This is a genomic window from Flavobacterium myungsuense, assembly GCF_042677265.1.
GTDB classification, from domain to species: domain Bacteria; phylum Bacteroidota; class Bacteroidia; order Flavobacteriales; family Flavobacteriaceae; genus Flavobacterium; species Flavobacterium myungsuense.
Genome location: NZ_JBHTIZ010000016.1, coordinates 32638 through 54914 on the forward strand (window position 1 = coordinate 32638; position 22277 = coordinate 54914).

Sequence of the window (22277 nt, forward strand, 5' to 3'; positions counted from 1 at the left end):
TTATCTTAATTTTAAAGTGACTATGGATAAAATAGCCAGTATAATTCCAACAATCCAAAAGCGGGTTACTATCTTACTTTCGTGATATCCTTTTACTTGATAGTGGTGATGCAAAGGCGACATTAGAAAAATTCTTCTTCCTTCGCCAAAACGCTTTCTGGTATATTTAAAATAACTCACTTGCAAAACGACTGACAAATTCTCGACTAAGAAGATTCCGCACAACAACGGTATTAACAATTCTTTTCGAACAGAAATAGCTAAAACAGCTATTATCCCCCCAATAGTTAAACTCCCTGTGTCACCCATAAATACTGATGCTGGATAGGAATTATACCAAAGAAAACCAATTAATGCTCCAGCAAATGCTGCTATAAAAACAGTCATTTCTCCAGAATTGGGTATGTACATGATATTGAGGTAACTTGAGAAAATAATATTTCCAGAAACGAAAGTAAAAATACCTAATGCAACGACCGAAATTGCAGATGTTCCTGCGGCAAGACCATCAATTCCGTCAGTTAAATTGGCTCCATTGGAAACAGCCGTAATGATAAAAATAACGATTGGAATAAAAACCAACCAAGCCCAATTTTCATAGCCTTCACCTGCCCAAGAAACTAATTCAGCATAATCAAATTCGTTGTTTTTGAAAAAAGGAATAGTCGTTGCTGTTGATTTTTCTTCGATAGGCGATTGCGAAATCACATTTTCGGTTTGATTGATTGCTATGGTTTTTAGTTTTTCTTTTCTAACAGTAACGCCAGGATGCAAATACAATACTGAGCCAACAATTAACCCTAAACCTACTTGCCCAATAACTTTAAAAATACCTTTTAACCCTTGCTTGTCTTTTTTGAAGATCTTGATATAATCGTCTATAAACCCAATAGTTCCCATCCATAAAGTGGTAACAATTAAAAGAATAATGTAAATATTATTCAATTTTGTTAATAACAAAACTGGAATTAAAGTAGCGATTATAATGATTAATCCACCCATTGTTGGTGTACCTGCTTTTTGAGTTTGACCTTGAAGCCCTAATTCACGAACGGTTTCTCCAACTTGTTGATTTCTAAGGAAATTGATGATTTTTTTCCCATAAATAGTAGAAATCATTAGCGACAAAATTACCGCTAATGCCGAACGAAAAGTAATGTACTGAAACACTCCTGCTCCAGGAACATTAAGAGTTTTGTATAGGTATTCAAATAAATAATACAGCATATGTTTTGGTTTATTTGGTTAATCGGTTATTTGTTTAACTGTTTATCGGTATCGGATTAATGCTTATTTTCCCAATTGGTTTAGTAACTCTTTTACCGTTTCCATGTCGTCAAAATGATGACGAATTCCTTGAATTTCTTGATAATTTTCATGTCCTTTTCCCGCAATTAATATAATATCATTGGTCTGAGCCAATTGACAAGCCGTTTTAATTGCTTGTTTTCTGTCAATTATAGAAATCGTTTTTTTATAATTTTGAGGCTCGACACCTTTCTCCATTTCTTGAATTATAGTCTCAGGATTTTCAGTTCTCGGATTATCCGATGTAATAATTACCTTATCACTTAAATTGGAAGCAATATTTGCCATTATTGGTCGCTTGGTCTTGTCTCTATCACCACCACAACCAACAACGGTAATCAATTGCTCGTTTTTAGTTCGAATGTCGTTTATGGTTTTTAAAACATTTTCTAAAGCATCTGGAGTATGTGCATAATCTACAATAGCTGTAATATTTTGATTAGAAACTACAAACTGGAAACGTCCTGAAACACTTTCTAATTCTGATAACAATCGCAATACTTCAAAATGATCTAATCCTAATTCAATAGCAGTTCCGTATATTGCCAATAAATTATAAGCATTAAAAGTTCCAATTAATCGAACCCAAACTTCATTGTCATTTATTTTTAAAAGCAATCCCGACAATTGGTTTTCTAAAATTTGTGCCCTATAATTGGCATACGTTTTTAAGGCATAAGTTACTTTTCTGGCATTCGTATTTTGTAACATTACCAAACCGTTTTTATCATCGATGTTTGATAATGCAAAAGCTGTTTTGGATAAATTATCAAAAAATGATTTTTTTACATCTCTGTAATCTGCAAAAGTCGGGTGGTAATCTAAATGATCGTGAGACAAATTGGTAAAAACACCACCCTCAAAAATTAAAGCCTTTGTTCGTTTTTGATGCACACCATGTGAACTCACTTCCATAAAACAATATTCAACTCCCGCACCATTCATTTCTTTTAAGTACTTATTTATAGTAATAGAATCTGGTGTGGTATGGGTAGCTTTATATTCAATGTCATCAACTATAATTTTTACAGTAGAAAGCAATCCAACTTTGAAACCTGCTTTTTTGAATAATTGAAACAATAAAGAAGCAACGGTTGTTTTACCATTAGTGCCCGTAATTCCTATTAATTTTAAATTTTGAGAAGGATTCCCATAATAATTAGCTGCTAAGAATGCCAGTGCTGTATTGGTGTCTTTAACCTGAATATAGGTAACGCCATCTTTGCAATTATCTGGGAATGTATCGCAAATAACAGCAATTGCACCAAGACTAATTGCTTTTTCTATATACTCATGTCCATCAGAAACCGTTCCTCTTATAGCTACAAAAACATCGTTTTGAACTATTTTTCTAGAGTCAAAATCAATTTTATGAATAGCAATATCTGTTGAACCTTTTACGGCTTCAATTGCTACTTTATATAATATGTCTTTCAGAAAAATCACGATAGTTCTAATGTTATAAATGTGTTTTTATTAAAATTTTGTCCTGGCTGTAGGGATTGCGTTTTTACTTTTCCAACTCCATTTACTTTGACTTTCAATCCTAAATTACCCAGCAATGACAAGGCATCCATTCCCGACATTCCTTTTACGTTTGGAATTACTTTTGTTTTTTGTTTTGAAGCTTTAGCATAATAATTGGAATACTCTTTCTCTTGTTTTAGATTCTTTTTATTCAGATTCTTTATTTCGTTTGTAGATGGTGCTTCGGTAAAAATCTTTTGAGCAATTCGTTTAAAAACTGGACCAGCTACATCGGCTCCGTAATAATTATTATTTGAAGTATTAGGTTCGTGAACGACAACAATGCAGGAATATTTAGGTGAATCGGCAGGAAAATAACCCACAAATGAAGAAATATAATGTTTTTCGACCCCTCCATTTTTTGCATAATTGGCTTGGGCGGTTCCAGTTTTTCCTGCCATGGAAAACTCTTTAGAATACAGTTTTGAACCAGTTCCTCTCTTTACTACATTTTTCAAAACTTCTTTTAATTTTAAAATCGTTTCTGAAGAACATACTTTTGGATTAATAACTTCTGGATTATATTTCTTAATTGTTTTATTCCATTCTTTAATTTCTGAAACAAACTGCGGTTTTACCATGACGCCGTTATTTGCAACAGCATTATAATATGTTAAGGTTTGTAACGGCGTGATTGATACTCCGTAACCAAAAGCCATCCACGGAAGTGAAATATTTGACCAATTTTTATCACTAGGCTGAGGAATATAAGGCTTTCCTTCTCCTTTTATAGGTAATCCCAAAGGTTTATTTAAACCGTAAGCGTCAAGATGGTTAACAAACTTGGACGGATTGTCTTTATAGGCATTATAAACCGCTTGAACCATTACGGTATTTGATGAAACTTCAAAGCCTCTTGCTAATGAAATTTTACCATAACCACCTTCATGAGAATCCCGAACTTTTTTGCCAGAATAGATAATTGTTCCGCCTTTACTATCATATACTGTACTTGTATCCGCTTTTTTATCTTCCAAAAGCGTCATCAAATCGGCTAATTTATAAGTCGATCCTGGCTCGTGGGCTTCGGCTATAGCATAGTTTGTAGTTTCAAAGTAAGAGCCATCAGTATCTTTTCCTAAATTTGAAATGGCTTTTATATAGCCTGTTTTTGTTTCCATTACTACAACGCAACCGTGATTGGCGTCAAATATTTCTAATTGTTTTAACAAAGCATGATGGGCAATATCTTGAATATAAACATCAATAGTTGAAATAACATCATAACCATCTTGAGGATCTACTTCATTTACATCACGAATGGGTTTCCATTGTCCTTTGGCAATTTTTTGTTTTAAAATTTTTCCGTCTTTTCCGTTTAAGTATTTTCTAAAAGCCCATTCAATTCCCTTTCCGTCTTTAGCTCCTGAAGGGGTAACTCTTTCGTAACCAATAGTTCTTTCGGCAATTTTACCAATGGGATGCTCACGAATTGTTTTTTGTTCTGTAATTATTCCGCCTTTATTTGCTCCTAAATTGAATAATGGAAAACTTTTTATTTTCATATACTCCGTAAAACTTAAATCACGCGCGACTAAAAAATACCGGTTTTCTGTTGCTCTGGCTTGTCGTAAATCTGATTCAAATTTTCCGCTTGGCTTGCCCAATAAAACCGCTAACGAATCGGCTAAGGCCTGAACATTTTTGGTAAAAGCTTCTTCTTTTGGAGCAACTGCATCAAAACGAATTACATAATTTGGAATAGAGGTTGCTAATAAACTCCCGTCTGCAGAATAAATGTTTCCTTTATTTGAAGGAATTACGAAATTTTTAACAGTCCTTTCTTTAGCCAATTTTCTATAAAAATCGCCTTCAACCCACTGAATATTAGTTAATTTAACAGTAATAGCAACCGCCATCAAGAAGATGACAAATGCCACGAGATATATTCTATACGATATCTGTTTGTCTTCTACTGCCATAATTTTTTAAAGAAACTTTTTTCTTCTGCTTTTTTAACTATTATTTTTGTTGGCGGAACTTCTGATGGAAAAATTTGCTTAGCTTCCATTTTTAAAGAAACTGTCGATTCCATTTTTAGCTTCATTAGCTCAGAACGTCTGTCTACAAACTCAGAACGCAACTCTTTTACTTCATTAGTTAACGTTGCAATCTCAAATACTTTTTGTTCGTATCGTTGCGTATTTGCTATCATTAGCAATATCAAAACAATTACAAAAACAATAAATCGCCAGTTTTTGGCTGCATTTGCTTCTTCGCTTATAAGAAACCTAGCTTTTAATATGCCGTACACTCCTTTCTTCATCTGCTATTTCTTTTCAGCTATTCTCAATTTTGCACTACGAGCTCTATTGTTTATTTTAATTTCGGCTTGATCTGGAACTATTAATTTTCCGATGGTTGAAAATGGAACTGAAAAATTTCCAAAAAAATCACGTTCTGGTTCTCCTTCAAACATGCCATTTTTGATAAATCTTTTTACCAATCTATCTTCTAACGAATGATAGGAAATCACGCTTAATCGCCCTCCTGTATTCAAAATTTCTAATGATTGTTCTAGAAATTCTTTTAAAACATCCATTTCCTGATTGACTTCAATTCGAATCGCCTGATACATTTGAGCCAATATTTTATGGCTTTTATGTGCTGGTAAAAACTGACTTAAAACTGTTTTTAATTGCTCGGTGTTTTTTATCGGGCTCTCTTCTCTGGCCTTTATGATTACTCTAGCAATTGCGGGCGCGTTTTTAAGTTCACCAAATTCCAAAAAAACGCGTCGCAAGTTTGCCTCATCATATTCATTCACCACCTTATAAGCATTTAAGTCATTTTTTTGACTCATTCGCATATCTAATTCCGCATCAAAACGAGTAGAAAAACCACGTTCTGCAACATCAAATTGATGCGAAGAAACTCCTAAATCAGCTAAGATTCCATCAACACTTTTAATATTATGAAATCGTAAAAATCTTTTTATATACCTGAAATTCTCATTTATTAAAACAAATCTTTCGTCATATAAAGTATTTGCCAAAGCATCTTCATCTTGATCGAAAGCAAATAATTTACCGTTAGGACCTAATTGATTTAAAATAAAAGCCGAGTGTCCGCCTCCGCCAAAAGTTACATCCACATACACACCATCTGGCTTAATATTTAAACCACCCACAGAAGCCTGAAGCAAAACCGGATTATGATATTCCATCGTCATCATTTACATTTCCCATTACGTCTTCGGCTAAATCAGCAAAATCAATTACTGAATCATCAATTGATTTTTCATACAACTCTTTATCCCAAATCTCGATTATATTAACTGCAGACGACAACACCAAATCTTTAGAGACATTAGCAAAAACAACTAAATCTTTAGGAATTAATAAACGCCCTAAATTATCTATCTCAACCACTTTTACTCCAGCAGTAAAGCGACGAATAAAATCATTGTTTTTCTTAACGAATCGATTGAGTTTGTTTATTTTTTGCATCATCGCATTCCATTCTTGCATAGGATACAACTCTAAACAGGGCTGAAAAACAGAACGCTTCAAAACAAAACCGTTTTGAAGAGAATTGGTCAACTGCTTTTTTAAAGGAGCTGGCAAAAGCAACCTTCCTTTAGCATCAACTTTACATTCGTATGTTCCTATTATTGAATTCAAGAAATACAGTTTTTAAATGACAGTAGCAAAAATATAAAAATAATTACCACATTTTACCACAATCTACCACTTTGTTAATAAGTTTTACCACTTTAAAGCTAAAACCAACAATAATTAGGATTTTTGACGCAAATACTTATTTAACACATTGTTAAGAAATGGAGTATCATATATAATTGTAGCAAAAAAACAAGATTCTTTTAAATTAAAGTACTTCACTTAATTTGTAAAAATTTTAAATCCCCTTTTAGGAAAGTTGAATAACTAAATCAAGTTATTTGAGTAAATTTTTAACAAAATTTCCTATTAATGTATAAAACCTTATATTTGCGCAAATTTGAAACGCCAAACCCAATAATGAAAAAAGATTTAAAAAAAGAAGGAAGATACACGTATTATGAAGCGGGAGAAGGAACTCCAATTATCATTTTACATGGATTAATGGGCGGTTTAAGTAATTTTGACGGTGTTGCAAACTATTTTCCTGAAAAAGGATATAAAGTAGTTATACCTGAATTACCAATATATACGCAAAACATTTTAAAGACAAACGTAAAGGCTTTTGCAAAATATGTCAAAGATTTTATCACTTTTAAAGGTTTTGACAGGGTAATTCTTTTGGGGAACTCATTAGGAGGTCACATCGGTTTATATCATGCTAAAATGTATCCTGAAAAAATGTTAGGATTAGTAATTACAGGTAGTTCGGGATTGTATGAAAGCGCAATGGGCGACAGTTACCCAAGAAGAGGTGATTATGATTATATTCAGAAAAAAGCGGAAGACGTATTTTATGATCCTAAAGTAGCTACCAAAGAAATTATAGACGAAGTATATTCGATGGCGAATGACAGAATCAAATTGATAAAAACTTTAACCATTGCCAAAAGCGCTATACGTCACAATATGGCAAAAGATTTACCTAAAATGCACGTTCCTACCTGCATAATTTGGGGTAAAAATGATAAAGTAACACCGCCAGAAGTTGCAGAAGAATTTCATAAATTATTGCCGCACTCTTCTTTATATTGGATAGACAAATGTGGACACGCTGCCATGATGGAACATCCTGATGAATTTAACGAAGTTATGTATGCTTGGCTTAAAAAGAGCGAAATGTAAATTTTATAAAGCAAATGAACCACTATTTTCTAATTGAATTTCAAGAAAATAGTGGTTCTTTTTTTAGCTACATTTGCCAAAATCCATTTTTGCAATGAAAATCAACTCTGCCGAATTTATAATTAGCAACTCCGAAGTAGACAAATGCCCATTAGAACGCATACCCGAATATGCTTTTATTGGCCGTTCAAATGTTGGGAAGTCGTCGCTAATAAATATGTTGACCAATCATAAAAATTTAGCAAAAACTTCGGGAAGACCAGGAAAAACGCAGTTAATTAATCATTTTAAAATAAATAACAATTGGTTTTTAGTTGATTTACCTGGTTACGGTTACGCCAAAGTTTCTAAAAAAACAAAGTCGGTATTTCAACAATTTATAACTGATTATTTTGAGAAAAGAGAACAACTCGTTTGTGCTTTTGTGTTGATTGATATTCGTCATGAAGCCCAAAACATTGATTTAGAATTTATGGCTTACATGGGCGAAAGTGAAATTCCTTTTTGTATTATTTTTACTAAAGCGGATAAGATTAGTAAAGTAAAGATTGACTCACACATTGCAGCTTATAAGAAACAAATGTTTGCCAACAACTGGGCAGAAATGCCTCCTTTTTTTGTAACCTCTTCTACTGAGGGCACAGGTAAAGAGGCCTTACTTGAATACATTGATGAAGTAAATCAAGACGTTTTTAAGAATAATAGTGAGTTTTAAACTATTTAGTCAACTCCAGCTTCTCTGCAAAATAATCGCAGAAATCTTTCATTGTTGCTGTCATTTTTTCATCATTAGTGGCTCTATTAAAAGTATCGGACATGGCAACTAAAGTTTGATGAAAAAACAATTTCATTTCATCTACGGGCATGTCTTTTGTCCATAAATCAATTCGCAAGGTTTCTTGAGCTTTGCTGTCCCAAATTGAAAGCATCATGGCTTTAGCTTCTTCTGCATCTACACCACCATCTTGTGCGGTCCAGGTTAATTTTTCGGGAACTCTATTTTGGTCTAATTCGACTAAGAATTTTATTTCGGAGGTAATGGTATCTGGCATTATTTTTTAGGTTTGTATTTAGATTTTTCAAATATTTCTTTAGCATCCATTTGCAATACTTGCTGAATAGTTACATCATTGTTTTCAATAAAAGAACGAACGATTTGCCATCCAATCCAGGAACCAACTCTACCGGGTGATTCGTTATCAATCTCTAAATAAAATTTAGAAAATGGAGCTGGATTTATAAATCGTGGAATGAGTTTCTGATCGGTGTCGTAAAGCAACTTTTTTTCAATAAAATATCGCCACATATAGCCTTCGTTTTCTTGACACCAAGCAATTTGTTCCTCTAGGTATCCTATTTTATTGGCATCAGAATAGTTAGGTAAAAAGACGTCTTTTATATATAATTTCTTTCCTGAATAAATCATTTGCGCTAGAAAAGTTTCGTCTGAGGGAGGTGCAATTTTACTCACAGAATAAGCATCGACAATGTCTGGAAGCATTTGATTGGATTCGAAATTTTGTTTTAAATATTCAGGGAATTCATAAAACTTATGCTCTTTACCAAGATACAATTCTAATGAAATAACCAACATATTATTGAGATAAATTACTTTATTATGATAATCCATTTCAGAAATAACAGTATATACTTTTGGTGTTTTTGTTTCAGGAAAATAGTGCTTAATATGCTTAAAAAGCGATTCGATTTCTGTTGTTTGAGAACTAAAGTCGGAATATTTTTTTTCAACTTCTGTATACAATTCTCTCCAAAGCGGATTTTGCATTTTCTCTATCCAAACCGAATCATCATTTCCAGCAGGAAAAAAAATAGGATATTGCGCTTTTAGTTTTTGTAAATCTTGTGGTTTAGTTTCAAAGAAAGCTTTGTCAAATCGATTAACAGTTATATCTAAAGGAATATTTTCTATCTCTCTTTCTGCTTTACTTTTTTTATCACAAGAAAATAGTGCTAACGATAAAAGAATTGTTAAAATGAAATACTTTTTCATGAAGTGAATTTGGATATTAACCTAAAATAGAAAGCAAATTAATTTAAATTAAATTTAAAGCCTATTATTGTATAGAAATTGTAAAAATAATACGATAGATTCTATTTGCTAAAAAAACTCTAGAAATAATATTATTTTTGCAAATATACATTACGGTTTATAAAAAATTTCAATTATGTCTAAAAAAAGCACCTTACAAGTAGAAAAGGTTAACCTTCACATTGTAAACTGGTTAAAGGAGTATGCAGAAAACGCAAAGGTAAATGGTTTTGTTGTAGGTATTTCAGGCGGAGTCGACTCTGCAGTGACTTCTACACTTTGTGCCCAAACAGGATTAAAAGTTTTATGTGTAGAAATGCCCATACATCAGGCGGAATCTCATGTAAGTAGAGGCAAAGAACATATTGAACAATTGAAAAAAAGATTTTCAAACGTGAATTCTATTGTAGCGGATTTGACTCCTGTTTTTGAGGATTTTAAAAAACAAGTTCCAGATTCGAATGACATCCATAAGCTTCATTTGTCATTAGCCAACACTAGAGCGAGATTAAGAATGACTACTCTTTATTATTTTGCTGGAATTCATGGATTATTGGTGGCAGGAACTGGCAATAAGGTGGAAGATTTTGGCGTTGGTTTTTATACAAAATATGGTGATGGAGGTGTTGATTTGAGTCCAATTGCAGATTTAATGAAATCGGATGTATACGCTTTAGGAAACTACTTAAAAGTTCCAGATTCTATATTAAATGCTGACCCTTCAGATGGTTTATTTGGAGACGCAAGAACAGACGAAGAACAACTGGGAGCCAGCTATGACGAGTTAGAATGGGCTATGGAAGCAGATGAATTAGGCAAAAAAGCAATTGATTTTTCAGGAAGAGAAAAAGAAGTGTTTGATATTTACAAGCATCTCAACAAAACTAATCAACACAAAATGAACGCAATACCAATTTGCTTAGTTAATCGGAATTAATTGTATTTTGTCTAAAAAAATTAGAAGTGTATCTTTTTTTTATTAAATTTATAGTCTTGTTTTCATAATCATATCTTAAATTTTAATAAATTAGTCTTAAAAAAAACAAAAATTATGATTAAAGTTTGTTTAGCCGATAATTATCCAGTTGTTCACTTTGGTGTAAAATCTTATTTTAGGGATCATTCCACGATAAGTATAGTAGCCAATGTAGGGAATTTTTCCATGGTTAAAGACGTGCTTTATACCAAAGAAATAGATATTTTAGTTATTGATCTAGATTTAGATGGGATGTCTAGTCTTTATGAATTAAAAGCAATTATCAAGCATTATACGAAAACTAAAATAATTGTTTTTAGTAGTTATTCTGAACAAATATATGCGCCAAATGCTATAAAAGCAGGAGTTGCAGGTTATGTTCATAAAACAGCTAAATTAGAAACTTTAGGTATTGCCATCACAAAAGTTCATCAAGGTCAAATTATTTTGAATGATGTTATTAAGAAAAATTTAGCCTTAATCGCGAAACAAAATAAAAGCGAGCGTTTGTACAGAAAATTATCAAATAGGGAAATTGAAGTATTGCGTTATTTAAGTAATGGTAAAAAGAATAATGAAATTTCTGCTATCCTTGGTTTGAACGAAAAAACGATTAGTACTTATAAATTAAGATTATTAACCAAATTGAACGTAACAAACCTAGTTGATTTAGTGAATAAAGCCAAAACTCTTGAAATCGTTTAATTATAGCGCGACATTACTCTTCCTAGCTTTTTAGAAAAAGAATTTATTAATTTAGAATAATCGACTACCATCGACATTGGTTCTGAGTTATCAGCATTGGGTTCTGAGGAAATAGATGCTTTAAGTTCTTCAATAATACCATCTACTAAAAACCATCGCATTGTTAGTATTGTTTCTGAAACATATTGAGATATGCTTTGGTCTTTTTGTTTTACAATAATATGTTGTCCTTCCCAGTTGTGCAAAGTTTGCTGTTCATCAATCATTAAAATATCTGTAACTTCTTGTGAAAATTCAGATTCTAAGTGCATTAAATACTGCTCGATTTGAAAGGTTTCGTTTTGATGAAAATAATTAATCAAATGATTGTAAACACCTCTAAATAAAGCGTTCGACAATTCTACCTCATCCTCTTGCAAGCTCAAATAAATGCGTTGATATACTTTATATTCTTTTCTTTCAATGGTATTTTCTATCTCGCCTTCTTCATTTGTTTTTAAAAGAACATCTTCAAATTCTTCAACTTTATCTCCGTATAACAAAAGAATTTCTATGATTTTTCGTTCTAATTCATATAAAACATCAATTTTTTCAACTGCAATTTTTTCGTCATTTTTTACAATTTCAAAAGCTTTTTGTCCCGAATTCTCGGGATTTTTTAATTTTTTTCCAGCTTCTGAAATGTCTTTTTGAACCAATTGCGCCAACGTATTTAATAAAACCTGCTCAGAAATATCCATTATTCTAGAACATTCCTGAATATAAATCTCCCGTTTGATACGATCTGGTATTTTAGAAATACTCAAAACCATATCTCTAATTAAATCGGCTTTTTTTATAGGATCGTTCTTAGCTTCATTCATTAAAAGTGATGCTTTGAACTGAATAAAATCTTTTGCATTTTCTTCTAAATACAAAACTAAATCCTCATAAGGGGTCTTTTTGGCAAAACTATCCGGATCTTCACCTTCTGGAAAAGTGCACACTTTTACATTCATGCCTTCTTCAAGAATCAAATCGATTCCTCTAATAGAAGCTCGAAGTCCGGCGGCATCGCCATCATAAAGCACCGTAATATTTTTTGTTAGCCTATTTATTAATCGGATTTGGTCAGGTGTTAAAGCTGTACCGGAAGAAGCCACAACATTTTCTATTCCTGATTGATTGAACTGAATCACATCGGTATAGCCTTCAACCAAATAACAATTGTCTTGTTTAGCAATAGCTTGCTTGGCTTGAAAAATTCCATACAAAACTTTACTTTTATGATAAATATCGCTTTCAGGAGAGTTTAAATATTTTGCTGCTTTTTTATCGTTAGTCAGAATTCTTCCTCCAAAACCTAGAATTCTTCCCGACATACTTTGTATAGGAAACATTACTCGACCTCTAAAACGATCTATAAGCTTGTCTTCCTTAACAATTGTGAGTCCTGTACTTTCTAGAAATTCTATTTTATATCCTTTTCCTAAAGCTTCTTTTGAAAAAGAATCCCAAACTTCTGGAGAATACCCTAATGCGAATTTTTTGATGGTTTCATTAGTAAAACCCCGTTCTCTAAAATAAGTATAACCAATGGCTTTACCTTCTTCTACATTTAATAAAGTATCGTGAAAATAATTTTTGGCAAATTCAGAAACCAAATACATGCTTTCTCGAACATCAGTAATGGCTTTTTCTTCTTCAGTTTGCGCGGTTTCTTCAATTTCGATATTGTATTTTTTAGCCAAATATCGAATGGCTTCAGGATAGGTAAAATGCGAATGTTCCATAAGGAAAGCCACTGCATTACCTCCTTTTCCTGAACTAAAATCTTTCCAAATTCCCTTTGCCGGCGATACCATAAAAGATGGTGAACGTTCATCTGAGAAAGGACTCAATCCTTTGAAATTACTTCCAGCTCGTTTTAATTGTACAAAATCGCCAATAACCTCCTCTACTCGGGCAGTTTCGAAAACAGTGTCTATGGTGGCTTTTGAAATCAATTTATGTTTGGGTCAATGTTGCAAAGGCTCAAAGTTACAAAGTTTTTAGATAGCAAAAACCCTTCTAGGTTTTAAACTCTAAAAGGGTTTTAAAAAAAACTAATTCAAACTCATTTTAATTCCAGTCCCATCGTATGCCAAGAGAAACATTGTTTTGGTTTATACTATTGTCACTAAACAAAGGGCTTATGTCGTATTTGGCATATAAGCTTATGTCTTTATAACCTATGTAAGCACTAGCACCATATATAAAATCATTCACATTAAAATCGCCTTTGGTGCGCTCTTTTACATCGTTACCATCTAAGCTTTCATATTTTAAAATTTGTTTCGATTTTAGATTAGCTCCAAAGTAACCACCTAAACCCATTCGAAAACTTTGATGAGTTCTGAAAATAGTTTTATCACCACTTTTTTTAGTTCCAGAAAAATCAAATTCTAAATGCAATGGCACCACCAAATATACATTTCGAAATCGAGAATCTTCTAATTTAACTGTACTCGTTTCAAGATTGGTTTGTTTGCGTGATTCTGCAAAAAAACGGTCATCGGTTGGGCGCAAATTGTTGTACATTACAGAGAGCCCATATTTTGCATGGAGTAAGTTGTTGTTTTTGAAAATTCTGGTATTTGCTGTTGCTCCCCATTCATAGAAATGAGAACCTAAATAGCGATAATCTGAATTAGCAACTGACTTATTCGTTGACAAATGATTTAGTCCTAATGCAAAAACAAATTGAGATGTTGTTCTAGAAAAATTCTTAATTGAGTCCTGACATTTCATGTATTTATCATGGTTTTTCCCATCAGATTTATGAAAAATTAAGAAATTAAAATCGCTATCGCTGGTTTTTATTTTTCCATCAACTTTTTCTTGCACTAAATTGACTAATTCGTTTTGAGCTTGAGATACTCTAAACTCAATAGCTTTAGCTCTAGATTCAGCTAGTTTTTGTTTTTTTTCGTCGGCTTGCTCTTTGGTAATAATGCCTTTTTCTAGTTCGACATTTACGGCTTCGACTTCTTCTTTAAGTCCGGCTTTTTCGTCTTTAGTTATGTTCTCTATTTTTGTAGCAATTGCTTTTGCTCGTGATTCAAAAGATTCCTGTGAAAAAACTTTAGTTAAAAAAAGACATAGTAATACTGTTAAGTAAATTGTAAAATTTCTCATGATGTTTTGTTTTTAAATTGATTTATTCTTGATTGCGATTGGCCAAAGCCACTTTTACAGTTTTGTAATTTTTACCGATGGTATTAATTACTTTTTCTCGAAACGAAAGTTCTAATTCACCATCAACTTGTGAAAGTAAATTGTTAGCATCAACTTTAACAGCTGATTTTTGGATTTCATTTTTTGAAGGGTTTTCAACAACAGTTAAGAGTTCGTCAACTTTAACAGTGTTTTGATTTAAAGAGTTTAATTGTTCAAATTTTTGATTGTGAGTAATAAGTGTAGGATTTTGGGATTTAGGTATTCGGTTTTGTGCAACTTGGTTTTGTTTACTATTTATTATCTTCGTTTCTTTAGAATTATTTTTTACTTTTTTAAGTTCAGAAACCTCTACTATACTTGAAGATGAAATGCTTGGAGAAAGATTAGTTTCTGTTTGCTTTTGAATAGTATTTTCAGATGGTTTTGTTATTTTTTTGTTATCTAAAACAACTTCGTTTCTTTTTACATCTACAAGTTCTTCAGTTTGACTGAAAAATAGTATTCCAATGAAGACAAATCCGATAATACTTGCAGCGAAATACATCCAATCGTAGTTGCGCTTTGGCTTTTTCTCTTCTGTAATTGTCAGCATAGCATCGAGCCTGTCCCAAGCCATTTTCGTTGGCTTGATTTCACGTAAATTCAATTTTTCCTTGAATTGATTTTCTAATTTATTCGGTTCCATTACTATAATTTTTTAACTTAGTTATTTGTTCTTGTAGCATTTTTCTGGCATGCGACAACTGCGATTTTGAAGTCCCTTCATTAATACCTAACATTGTTGCAATCTCATGGTGCTTATAGCCATCGATGGCATAGAGATTAAAAATCATTTTGTAACCATCAGGTAAATTATCTATCAGAAACTGAATATCCTCAACGCTAAAGTTGCTTTCAATACTATTAAACCCATTTTCTTTATAATAGGAGTCTTCTAAAAAAGCGACCTTTTTATCAACTCTAATAAATGAAATACATTCATTTATTATAATTCGTCTTATCCAGCCTTCGAAACTTCCTTTACTTTCAAACTTTTTTAGATTTGTAAATACTTTCATAAATGCGGTAATCATCAAATCTTCTGCTATTTGAATATCTTTAATATATTGTCTGCAAACACTTAGCATTTTTGGGGAAAATTTGTTATAAATCAACTGTTGCGCCTGACGATTATTTTCAATGGCCAATTGAATGATTTCGTTTTCCTCCTGATGTAAGTTGATTACTTTCATATTAAATTTCAATTTCAAAGGCAAAAACCAATTCCAATTTTTAGTAATTGCTATTGCAATTGATTTTTCAAATTGATTAGACTTCTATTAGCATAGACGAGATAATTTATAAAAAGGTTGTATGAAGCATTAAATAATAATACTAATTAAATGGTTTAATAGTCACAATTCCAATAAAATCAATACTTTACAAATAAAATTATTTTTTATTTTTTTCTTTCAATGACATAATTTACCATCAAAATTAAGGCATCTTTGAATTCAGAATTAGGATAATCTTGCAAAAGCTGAAGTGCTTCTTGCTGAAATTGAGCCATTTTTTGTTCCGCACAAAGCAATCCGTTATTGTTTTTTACAAATGCAATGACTTCTGCTACTCGCTTTTTGTCTTTATTATGATTTTTTATGGAATTAATGAGCCAAGATTTTTCTTTGGAAGTACAATTATTCAACACATGAATTAAAGGCAAGGTCATTTTTTGCTCTTTGATGTCAATTCCTGTTGGTTTTCCTATAGCTTCCTCCGAATAATCGAATAAATCGTCTTTAATTTGAAAAGCCATTCCTATAAGTTCTCCAAATTTACGCATGTTCTCTACTTGAACCTCATCATCAATTACCGATTTTGCGCCAAGCGCACAGCAAGATGCAATTAATGTTGCGGTTTTTTTTCGGATAATCTCGTAATATACTTCTTCTATAATATCTAATCTTCTGGCTTTTTCAATTTGCAATAATTCGCCTTCACTCATTTCTCTAACAGCAACAGAAATAATTCTCAACAAATCAAAATCGCCATTATCAATAGAGAGTAACAATCCTTTAGAAAGTAAATAATCACCAACGAGAACCGCAATTTTATTTTTCCAAAGCGCATTGATGGAGAAAAAACCTCTTCGCCTATTGCTATCGTCAACAACATCATCGTGAACTAAAGTTGCCGTATGAATTAATTCTATTACCGAAGCACCTCGATAAGTTCTTTCATTTACATTTCCGTTAGAAACCATTTTGGCAGTAAGAAAAACAAACATCGGGCGCATTTGTTTGCCTTTTCTATTTACAATATAATAGGTAATCCTGTTGAGTAATGCTACTTTTGAAGTCATAGATTCATAGAACTTTTTCTCAAAAAGTTCCATTTCAACTTGAATGGGTTTTTTTATTTGCGAAGTGATATTCATTACTTTTCAAAGGTACTTATAATGTACAAGAGTGCAAAAGTTATAATTTAGATTTTTTTGAGTATTCATTAAACCTTTTCTATATTTGAATGTCCTAATAGAAACTTTAAAATTTAAACATATGAAATCAAAAATTGTAATGTTCGCTATTTTTAGTTGCTTTTTATTCATTAGATGTGATAAAGAGGAGAGTAATCCTATTGTAAGTGGTTTAGACATTGAATCGGACACTAAAATTGATGCTATTGCTGATGACATTTTACAAATTGTTGAATCTCAATCAAATGAAGTGGTGGCTTCTGCAGGACGTTCGAATTCTAACTCTGGAAGTTTTTTAACAAATTGTGCTACCGTTAATACTGTTGTTGATGGAAATTCTAGAACGAGAACTGTAGATTTTGGAACAACAAATTGCACTCTGGCAAACGGAAATTTAGTTAGAGGAAAAATAATTATCACTTTTACTAATGATTTTGATGCTCTTACAAGGACTATTAACTACTCCTTTGAGAACTTTTATCATAATGACAGACGTGTTGAAGGCTCAAGAACAGTAGTAAAAACTATTTCACAAAATGGCAACCCTAAAGCTACTATCAATTTAAACATGACTGTAACCTATGCAAACGGAAGTGTTTTTACAAGAGTTGGAGAAAGAGTTAGAGAATTTACAGAAGGGTATACAACAACTGTTTTAACGGATAACGTGTTTTCGATAACAGGAAATTGGAAAACTACTTTGCCAAGCGGAACATTACACACAACAACTATTACCAAACCATTAATTGCTAAATGGGGTTGTCCAAATATCGTTAGCGGAACCATTTCAATAGTAAGAACTGGTAATCCTTGGATTTTAGATTATGGAAATGGAGATTGTGACAACAAAGCTACATTGACCATTAATGGTGAGACACAGAATTTTATTTTACGAAATTAAACTTATATAAAGCCTAAAAACGCATTTAAATTGGGTTTTTAGGCTTCTTTATTGGCTAATTGTCCGCAGGCAGCATCAATATCTTTTCCTCTGCTTCTTCTTACTTTTGCTACAATTCCGTTAGATTCTAAAGCTTTGATATAGGCATTTATAGATTGTTCTGAAGCTTGCTGAAACTCCCCGTCGTCAATAGGATTGTATTCTATGAGATTCACTTTGCATGGTACATATTTACAAAATTTAACTAGTGCATCAATAGATTCTTTATTGTCGTTAATATCTTTCCAAACCACATATTCGTAGGTCACTTTGCTTTTTGTTTTATAATACCAATATTCTAATGATTCTCGCAATTCTGCTAAAGGAAAATTAACTGTAAATGGCATAATCTTAAACCGTATTTCATCAATTGCTGAATGTAATGAAACTGCCAGTTTAAATTTCACTTCATCGTCGGCCATTTTTTTAATCATTTTAGGAACTCCAGAAGTAGAAACTGTGATTCGTTTAGGCGACATGCCTAGGCCTTCTTTAGAAGTTATCATATCAATAGCTTTGATGACATTGTTATAATTCATCAACGGTTCTCCCATTCCCATGAAAACAATATTGGATAGCGGATGATTGTAGTACAAACGACTTTCTTTATCTATAGCTATAACTTGGTCATAAATTTCGGCAGGTTCTAGATTTCGCATTCTTTTTAATCGTGCTGTAGCACAAAAATTACAATCTAAACTACAACCTACTTGACTAGAAACGCAAGCTGTTGTTCGTGTATTCGTTGGTATTAACACACTTTCAACGACCAATCCGTCATGCAACCTAACTGCATTTTTAACCGTTCCGTCTTCACTGCGTTGCATAGTATCAACTTTAATATGATTGATTACAAAATTGTCCGACAGCATGGCACGAGTTTTTTTAGACAAATTAGTCATGTCATCAAAATGGTGGGCTCCTTTGCTCCACAACCATTCATAAACTTGATTTCCGCGAAAAGATTTATCGCTATTTGAAACAAAAAAATCTCGTAATTGTTCTTTTGATAATGATCGTATGTCTTTTTTGTCAATTTGCATGGCGCAAATTTAATGACATTTTGTTGATTTATTTCATCAATTTACATAAATGCTCGTGTGTTGACTCGATAATTTGATAACTTTGACAGAAATTGAAAAAATAATTAAATGCACTTCATTTCCCAAGAACTAGAAGATTATATTGAACAACATTCTCAAGTTGAACCCGAATTATTAGCGGCTTTAAACAAAGAAACCTATCAAAAAATTTTATTGCCTAGAATGCTAAGCGGCCATTTTCAAGGTAGAGTTTTGAGCATGCTCTCTAAATTAATTCAACCTTTAAATATTCTCGAAATTGGAACTTATACGGGTTACTCTGCCTTATGCTTGTGCGAAGGCATGCAGGAAAACGGAATGCTTCATACCATAGATATAAAAGAGGAGTTGATCGATTTTCAAAGAAAGCATTTTGATAAATCGCCTTGGGGGGAACAAATTGTGCAACATTTAGGTGAGGCAATTGATATTATTCCGACTTTAACTATAAAATTTGATTTGGTTTTTATTGATGCCGATAAAGAAAATTACATCAACTATTTTGAATTAATTGTTCCTAGAGTGAATAAAGGTGGTATCATTCTATCGGATAATATATTATGGAGTGGCAAGGTTTTAGAGCCTTTACAACCTAATGATAATAGTACTAAAGTTTTATTGGAATACAATAAATTATTAAATAATGACACTCGAGTAGAAACGGTTTTATTACCCATTAGAGACGGGCTTACAGTTTCTAGAGTGCTTTAGTTTTAAGAACATATTTATAATACATTTTGAAACAAACAAATCCAAAAGTAGCTCCAAAAGCATAACCTGTTGCAATATCAATTGGAAAATGCAAGCCGAGATAAATTCGGCTAAAAGCAAAAATCAAAGGAAATAAAAACAATAAATAAATGTGTTTGTAGTATTTTCTCATTATCAAATACGTAAAAACCGCTGTAGCCATTGAATTTGTTGCATGTCCTGAAAAGAAACTTTTAGTATCACTAGATTTTACTATTCGAATTATATCTTTAATCTCAGGATCATTACAAGGTCTTAAACGCTGAAAAGTTTCTTTAAACAGATTGGCCGTTTGATCGCAAATCAGTATAAGAATACTTATAAATAAAATGTAATACAGAAAATTTTTCCAGCCAATTTTTTTTTGTAAAAAATAAAAAACCAATAGAAATAAAGGTGTCCAATTGATTTGTTTTGTAATTATTAGCCACAATCCATCAAAAGTCTCTGAGCCCAAACCGTTGAGATAAACAAAAACTACTTTATCAAAATTGATTATTTTTTCAAGCATTATAGTTGTCTTTTTATCGGCCCTGTAACCTCTTCAATATCTTCTTTTATTTTGGTTACAGTAGAAGTTGTATTTCCTATGAGGTTTTCTTTTGCTTTATTTATTTCAGTTGAAATATCAGTTATCGTTGTGTCATAGCCTGTCCCTTCAACTCCTTTTTGAATTTCACTTTTAATATCGTTTGTGGCATTTTTTAATTGTGCCATAAATTTACCAAAAGTTCTAGCCATTTCAGGAACTTTATCTGATCCGAAAAGCATTAAAACTACAAGTAGTATAAAAAATATTTCGCCTCCACCAATACCAAACATAATTATTGTTGTTTATTTCAATGCAAAAATACAAAAACTTAAGCTTCTATTATTTTGTGTAATAAATTAAAATCATTATTCTTTTTTAGGAATCATTTGAAGGTATTTGGTTGCTAATCCTTTTATTAAAAAAGTAGCCATTGTTTTATTTTTAGATTCTAATGCTCGAGTAAAATCGGCATCTTCAATCAAATAATATTGAAACCCTTTGATGTAAGTTGAAGTAATCTTTAAAACATTTGTATAATAGTCTTCTTTATAATATCCGTCTAATCTTAGTAATAATTTTTCTCTTTTTTCTACAACAATTTCTTTTTTTAGCATGGCGGTTCTTCCAGTAAACCAATTAATTATAGGATTAAGGGGAATGAGTCCGCTTCCAGATGTTGCTTCATATAATTTCCGTTCAGCTGGAGTGTATTTTTTAGCTGGCTTTTGCAAAACCCCAGCAGAAACTGCATTGATAACTTCATTTTGCCTGACAACAACCTCTTTTAATTGATTGTTTTTAGTTTTCATTTTTACAATAATCTCCCCCGATTTTAAATCTTCTAGACTTATTTTTAATTTTTTGGACTCAAGGTTTACTGCTGAAAACTGAATAACATCATCAACTGAAACAATCATAGAAGAAATTCCATACTTATTTGAAACTGTAGCTATTTGATTTGTTTCATTAACGACATTTACCTTTTCTATAAGGATAGAATCGACTACAATTTTAAAAGTGATTTTTGATTCAATAACTGATTGGCTAAATGCAAATTGAAACACAAAAAACAAGATGAAAAATAGACAATTATTTTTCAAAATTGGCAATTTTTTTAAATTCTATATTTTTCTCTATCAAAAAATCCATTAACTCAAATTTTGTATTTGACTTTAATAACACACTTGATTTTGGGTCGTTTTCACAATAAACAAGAAAAAGTTTAATCTCATCATCTTTTAACTTTAGAGTGTTGTTAAAAAAAGAATAGTCAATTTTTTTCATGACAACTTCTGTAAAATCAATTTTAGTTGTAAAATCTGATTTTTTTGGTGTACTAATCTTCAATATTTTAAAAACATCTTTATAGATACGAACAAAATCAATAGGGTTTTCGATACCGCCTACTTGAGTCATTGTTCTATTTTTTGGTGAGGATTTCTCATCATCAAAATATTCCTTATCTACTATTGCCTGTGAACCAGCAATAGGCTTTGTCTTTTCTTCTTTAAACACAACAACTTCTGATAATTGATAGGCAAATGTTTCTAATTTTACTTTGATTTCAGATCCTTTAATTTCAGAATAGACTATTTTTTTGGATTTAAATTGCAAACCAGAAAAAACTAAAGTGTCACTTTGCATAACATATATTGAGAAAAACCCTTGGTTGCTTGTAACGGTTCCTGTCTTGGAATTAGTGTTAAAAACAACAACGTTCTCTACATTGATAGAATCATTTACAACCTGACCACGAATTAACTTTCTAGCACCTATTTGACCCAAACAAACATGACCAAAAAAAATAATTGTTAGTATTCCAATTTTACTTTTCATATGCAATATTATTTAGACATTTCAAAAACAATCCCTATCATTAAGAATGACCTAAAGTTTTATTTTTATCACTCTATACACTAACAAAGCTAGTGATTTCTATGACACAATCTTGAAATTCTATTATATATTCTATATAATAAGCGACTCTTTTCTTGTTTTGTAAATGTATT

24 protein-coding genes are annotated in these 22277 nt (G+C 31.8%); 6 read left to right on the forward strand and 18 right to left on the reverse strand.

Annotation, left to right across the window (positions count from 1 at the left end):
* The 6 genes from mraY to mraZ all read right to left on the reverse strand — a co-directional run bounded on the left by mraY (position 1) and on the right by mraZ (position 6458).
* Positions 1–1227: a phospho-N-acetylmuramoyl-pentapeptide-transferase gene (gene mraY, locus ACFQ0S_RS06535; RefSeq protein ID WP_379759849.1), complete on the reverse strand. Its 1227-nt coding sequence runs from the start codon at positions 1225–1227 to the stop codon at positions 1–3.
* A 63-nt stretch (positions 1228–1290) separates the two neighbouring features.
* On the reverse strand, positions 1291–2754 hold the full coding sequence (locus ACFQ0S_RS06540) for a UDP-N-acetylmuramoyl-L-alanyl-D-glutamate--2,6-diaminopimelate ligase (RefSeq protein ID WP_379759846.1): 1464 nt from the start codon (positions 2752–2754) through the stop codon (positions 1291–1293).
* Complete coding sequence (locus ACFQ0S_RS06545) at positions 2751–4757, reverse strand: penicillin-binding protein (RefSeq protein ID WP_379759843.1); 2007 nt, start codon at positions 4755–4757, stop codon at positions 2751–2753. The genes ACFQ0S_RS06540 and ACFQ0S_RS06545 overlap by 4 nt, the downstream gene beginning before the upstream one ends.
* Entirely contained in the window at positions 4748–5101 is a 354-nt protein-coding gene (locus ACFQ0S_RS06550) for an FtsL-like putative cell division protein (protein ID WP_379759840.1), read from the reverse strand. Before ACFQ0S_RS06550 ends, ACFQ0S_RS06545 begins: the two co-directional genes overlap by 10 nt.
* Positions 5102–5104: 3 nt before the next feature.
* Complete coding sequence (gene rsmH, locus ACFQ0S_RS06555; protein WP_379759837.1) at positions 5105–6001, reverse strand: 16S rRNA (cytosine(1402)-N(4))-methyltransferase RsmH; 897 nt, start codon at positions 5999–6001, stop codon at positions 5105–5107.
* On the reverse strand, positions 5988–6458 hold the full coding sequence (mraZ, locus tag ACFQ0S_RS06560) for a division/cell wall cluster transcriptional repressor MraZ (protein ID WP_379759833.1): 471 nt from the start codon (positions 6456–6458) through the stop codon (positions 5988–5990). The genes rsmH and mraZ overlap by 14 nt, the downstream gene beginning before the upstream one ends.
* A gap of 357 nt (positions 6459–6815) precedes the next feature.
* On the opposite strand from mraZ, the gene ACFQ0S_RS06565 reads away from it, so the two are divergent.
* Both ACFQ0S_RS06565 and yihA read left to right on the forward strand, forming a co-directional pair.
* Positions 6816–7580: an alpha/beta fold hydrolase gene (locus ACFQ0S_RS06565; RefSeq protein WP_379759931.1), complete on the forward strand. Its 765-nt coding sequence runs from the start codon at positions 6816–6818 to the stop codon at positions 7578–7580.
* A 94-nt stretch (positions 7581–7674) separates the two neighbouring features.
* Positions 7675–8295 carry a ribosome biogenesis GTP-binding protein YihA/YsxC gene (yihA, locus tag ACFQ0S_RS06570; protein ID WP_379759830.1) on the forward strand — a complete coding sequence of 207 codons (621 nt, stop codon included), beginning with the start codon at positions 7675–7677 and terminating at the stop codon, positions 8293–8295.
* Position 8296: 1 nt separating this feature from the next.
* On the opposite strand, the gene gldC is transcribed toward yihA, so the two are convergent.
* The gene (gldC, locus tag ACFQ0S_RS06575; protein ID WP_379759827.1) at positions 8297–8632 is read right to left on the reverse strand and encodes a gliding motility protein GldC; all 336 of its coding nucleotides are present in this window, start codon (positions 8630–8632) and stop codon (positions 8297–8299) included.
* Positions 8632–9591 (reverse strand): gliding motility lipoprotein GldB, encoded by a 960-nt coding sequence (gene gldB, locus ACFQ0S_RS06580; protein ID WP_379759824.1) that lies wholly within the window; start codon positions 9589–9591, stop codon positions 8632–8634. Before gldB ends, gldC begins: the two co-directional genes overlap by 1 nt.
* A 175-nt stretch (positions 9592–9766) precedes the next feature.
* Between gldB and nadE the strand changes: the two genes are divergently transcribed.
* Both nadE and ACFQ0S_RS06590 read left to right on the forward strand, forming a co-directional pair.
* Positions 9767–10567 (forward strand): NAD(+) synthase, encoded by an 801-nt coding sequence (gene nadE, locus ACFQ0S_RS06585; RefSeq protein WP_379759821.1) that lies wholly within the window; start codon positions 9767–9769, stop codon positions 10565–10567.
* A gap of 114 nt (positions 10568–10681) precedes the next feature.
* The gene (locus ACFQ0S_RS06590; RefSeq protein ID WP_379759818.1) at positions 10682–11311 is read left to right on the forward strand and encodes a LuxR C-terminal-related transcriptional regulator; all 630 of its coding nucleotides are present in this window, start codon (positions 10682–10684) and stop codon (positions 11309–11311) included.
* Here the strand turns inward: ACFQ0S_RS06590 and dnaG are convergent.
* The 5 genes from dnaG to ACFQ0S_RS06615 form a co-directional block, all read right to left on the reverse strand.
* Positions 11308–13296, reverse strand: a complete 1989-nt coding sequence (gene dnaG / locus ACFQ0S_RS06595; protein ID WP_379759815.1) for a DNA primase — start codon at positions 13294–13296, stop codon at positions 11308–11310. The genes ACFQ0S_RS06590 and dnaG overlap by 4 nt on opposite strands.
* A gap of 115 nt (positions 13297–13411) precedes the next feature.
* On the reverse strand, positions 13412–14467 hold the full coding sequence (locus ACFQ0S_RS06600; RefSeq protein WP_379759812.1) for a hypothetical protein: 1056 nt from the start codon (positions 14465–14467) through the stop codon (positions 13412–13414).
* A gap of 22 nt (positions 14468–14489) precedes the next feature.
* Complete coding sequence (locus tag ACFQ0S_RS06605) at positions 14490–15194, reverse strand: hypothetical protein (protein WP_379759809.1); 705 nt, start codon at positions 15192–15194, stop codon at positions 14490–14492.
* On the reverse strand, positions 15181–15741 hold the full coding sequence (locus ACFQ0S_RS06610) for an RNA polymerase sigma factor (protein WP_379759806.1): 561 nt from the start codon (positions 15739–15741) through the stop codon (positions 15181–15183). Before ACFQ0S_RS06610 ends, ACFQ0S_RS06605 begins: the two co-directional genes overlap by 14 nt.
* Positions 15742–15947: 206 nt before the next feature.
* The gene (locus ACFQ0S_RS06615; RefSeq protein ID WP_379759803.1) at positions 15948–16925 is read right to left on the reverse strand and encodes a polyprenyl synthetase family protein; all 978 of its coding nucleotides are present in this window, start codon (positions 16923–16925) and stop codon (positions 15948–15950) included.
* A 121-nt stretch (positions 16926–17046) separates the two neighbouring features.
* On the opposite strand from ACFQ0S_RS06615, the gene ACFQ0S_RS06620 reads away from it, so the two are divergent.
* Positions 17047–17865: a hypothetical protein gene (locus tag ACFQ0S_RS06620; protein WP_379759800.1), complete on the forward strand. Its 819-nt coding sequence runs from the start codon at positions 17047–17049 to the stop codon at positions 17863–17865.
* Positions 17866–17903: 38 nt separating this feature from the next.
* Here ACFQ0S_RS06620 and rlmN read toward each other — a convergent pair whose 3' ends face one another.
* Entirely contained in the window at positions 17904–18947 is a 1044-nt protein-coding gene (gene rlmN / locus ACFQ0S_RS06625; RefSeq protein ID WP_379759797.1) for a 23S rRNA (adenine(2503)-C(2))-methyltransferase RlmN, read from the reverse strand.
* A 108-nt stretch (positions 18948–19055) separates the two neighbouring features.
* Between rlmN and ACFQ0S_RS06630 the strand changes: the two genes are divergently transcribed.
* Complete coding sequence (locus ACFQ0S_RS06630) at positions 19056–19697, forward strand: O-methyltransferase (RefSeq protein WP_379759794.1); 642 nt, start codon at positions 19056–19058, stop codon at positions 19695–19697.
* Here ACFQ0S_RS06630 and ACFQ0S_RS06635 read toward each other — a convergent pair.
* The 4 genes from ACFQ0S_RS06635 to ACFQ0S_RS06650 form a co-directional block, all read right to left on the reverse strand.
* Entirely contained in the window at positions 19684–20247 is a 564-nt protein-coding gene (locus ACFQ0S_RS06635) for a phosphatase PAP2 family protein (protein ID WP_379759791.1), read from the reverse strand. The genes ACFQ0S_RS06630 and ACFQ0S_RS06635 overlap by 14 nt on opposite strands.
* Entirely contained in the window at positions 20247–20558 is a 312-nt protein-coding gene (locus tag ACFQ0S_RS06640; protein WP_379759788.1) for a Sec-independent protein translocase subunit TatA/TatB, read from the reverse strand. The genes ACFQ0S_RS06635 and ACFQ0S_RS06640 overlap by 1 nt, the downstream gene beginning before the upstream one ends.
* Positions 20559–20633: 75 nt before the next feature.
* Complete coding sequence (locus ACFQ0S_RS06645; RefSeq protein ID WP_379759785.1) at positions 20634–21368, reverse strand: hypothetical protein; 735 nt, start codon at positions 21366–21368, stop codon at positions 20634–20636.
* On the reverse strand, positions 21358–22104 hold the full coding sequence (locus ACFQ0S_RS06650) for a hypothetical protein (protein ID WP_379759782.1): 747 nt from the start codon (positions 22102–22104) through the stop codon (positions 21358–21360). Before ACFQ0S_RS06650 ends, ACFQ0S_RS06645 begins: the two co-directional genes overlap by 11 nt.
* Between the last annotated feature and the right edge of the window lie 173 nt (positions 22105–22277).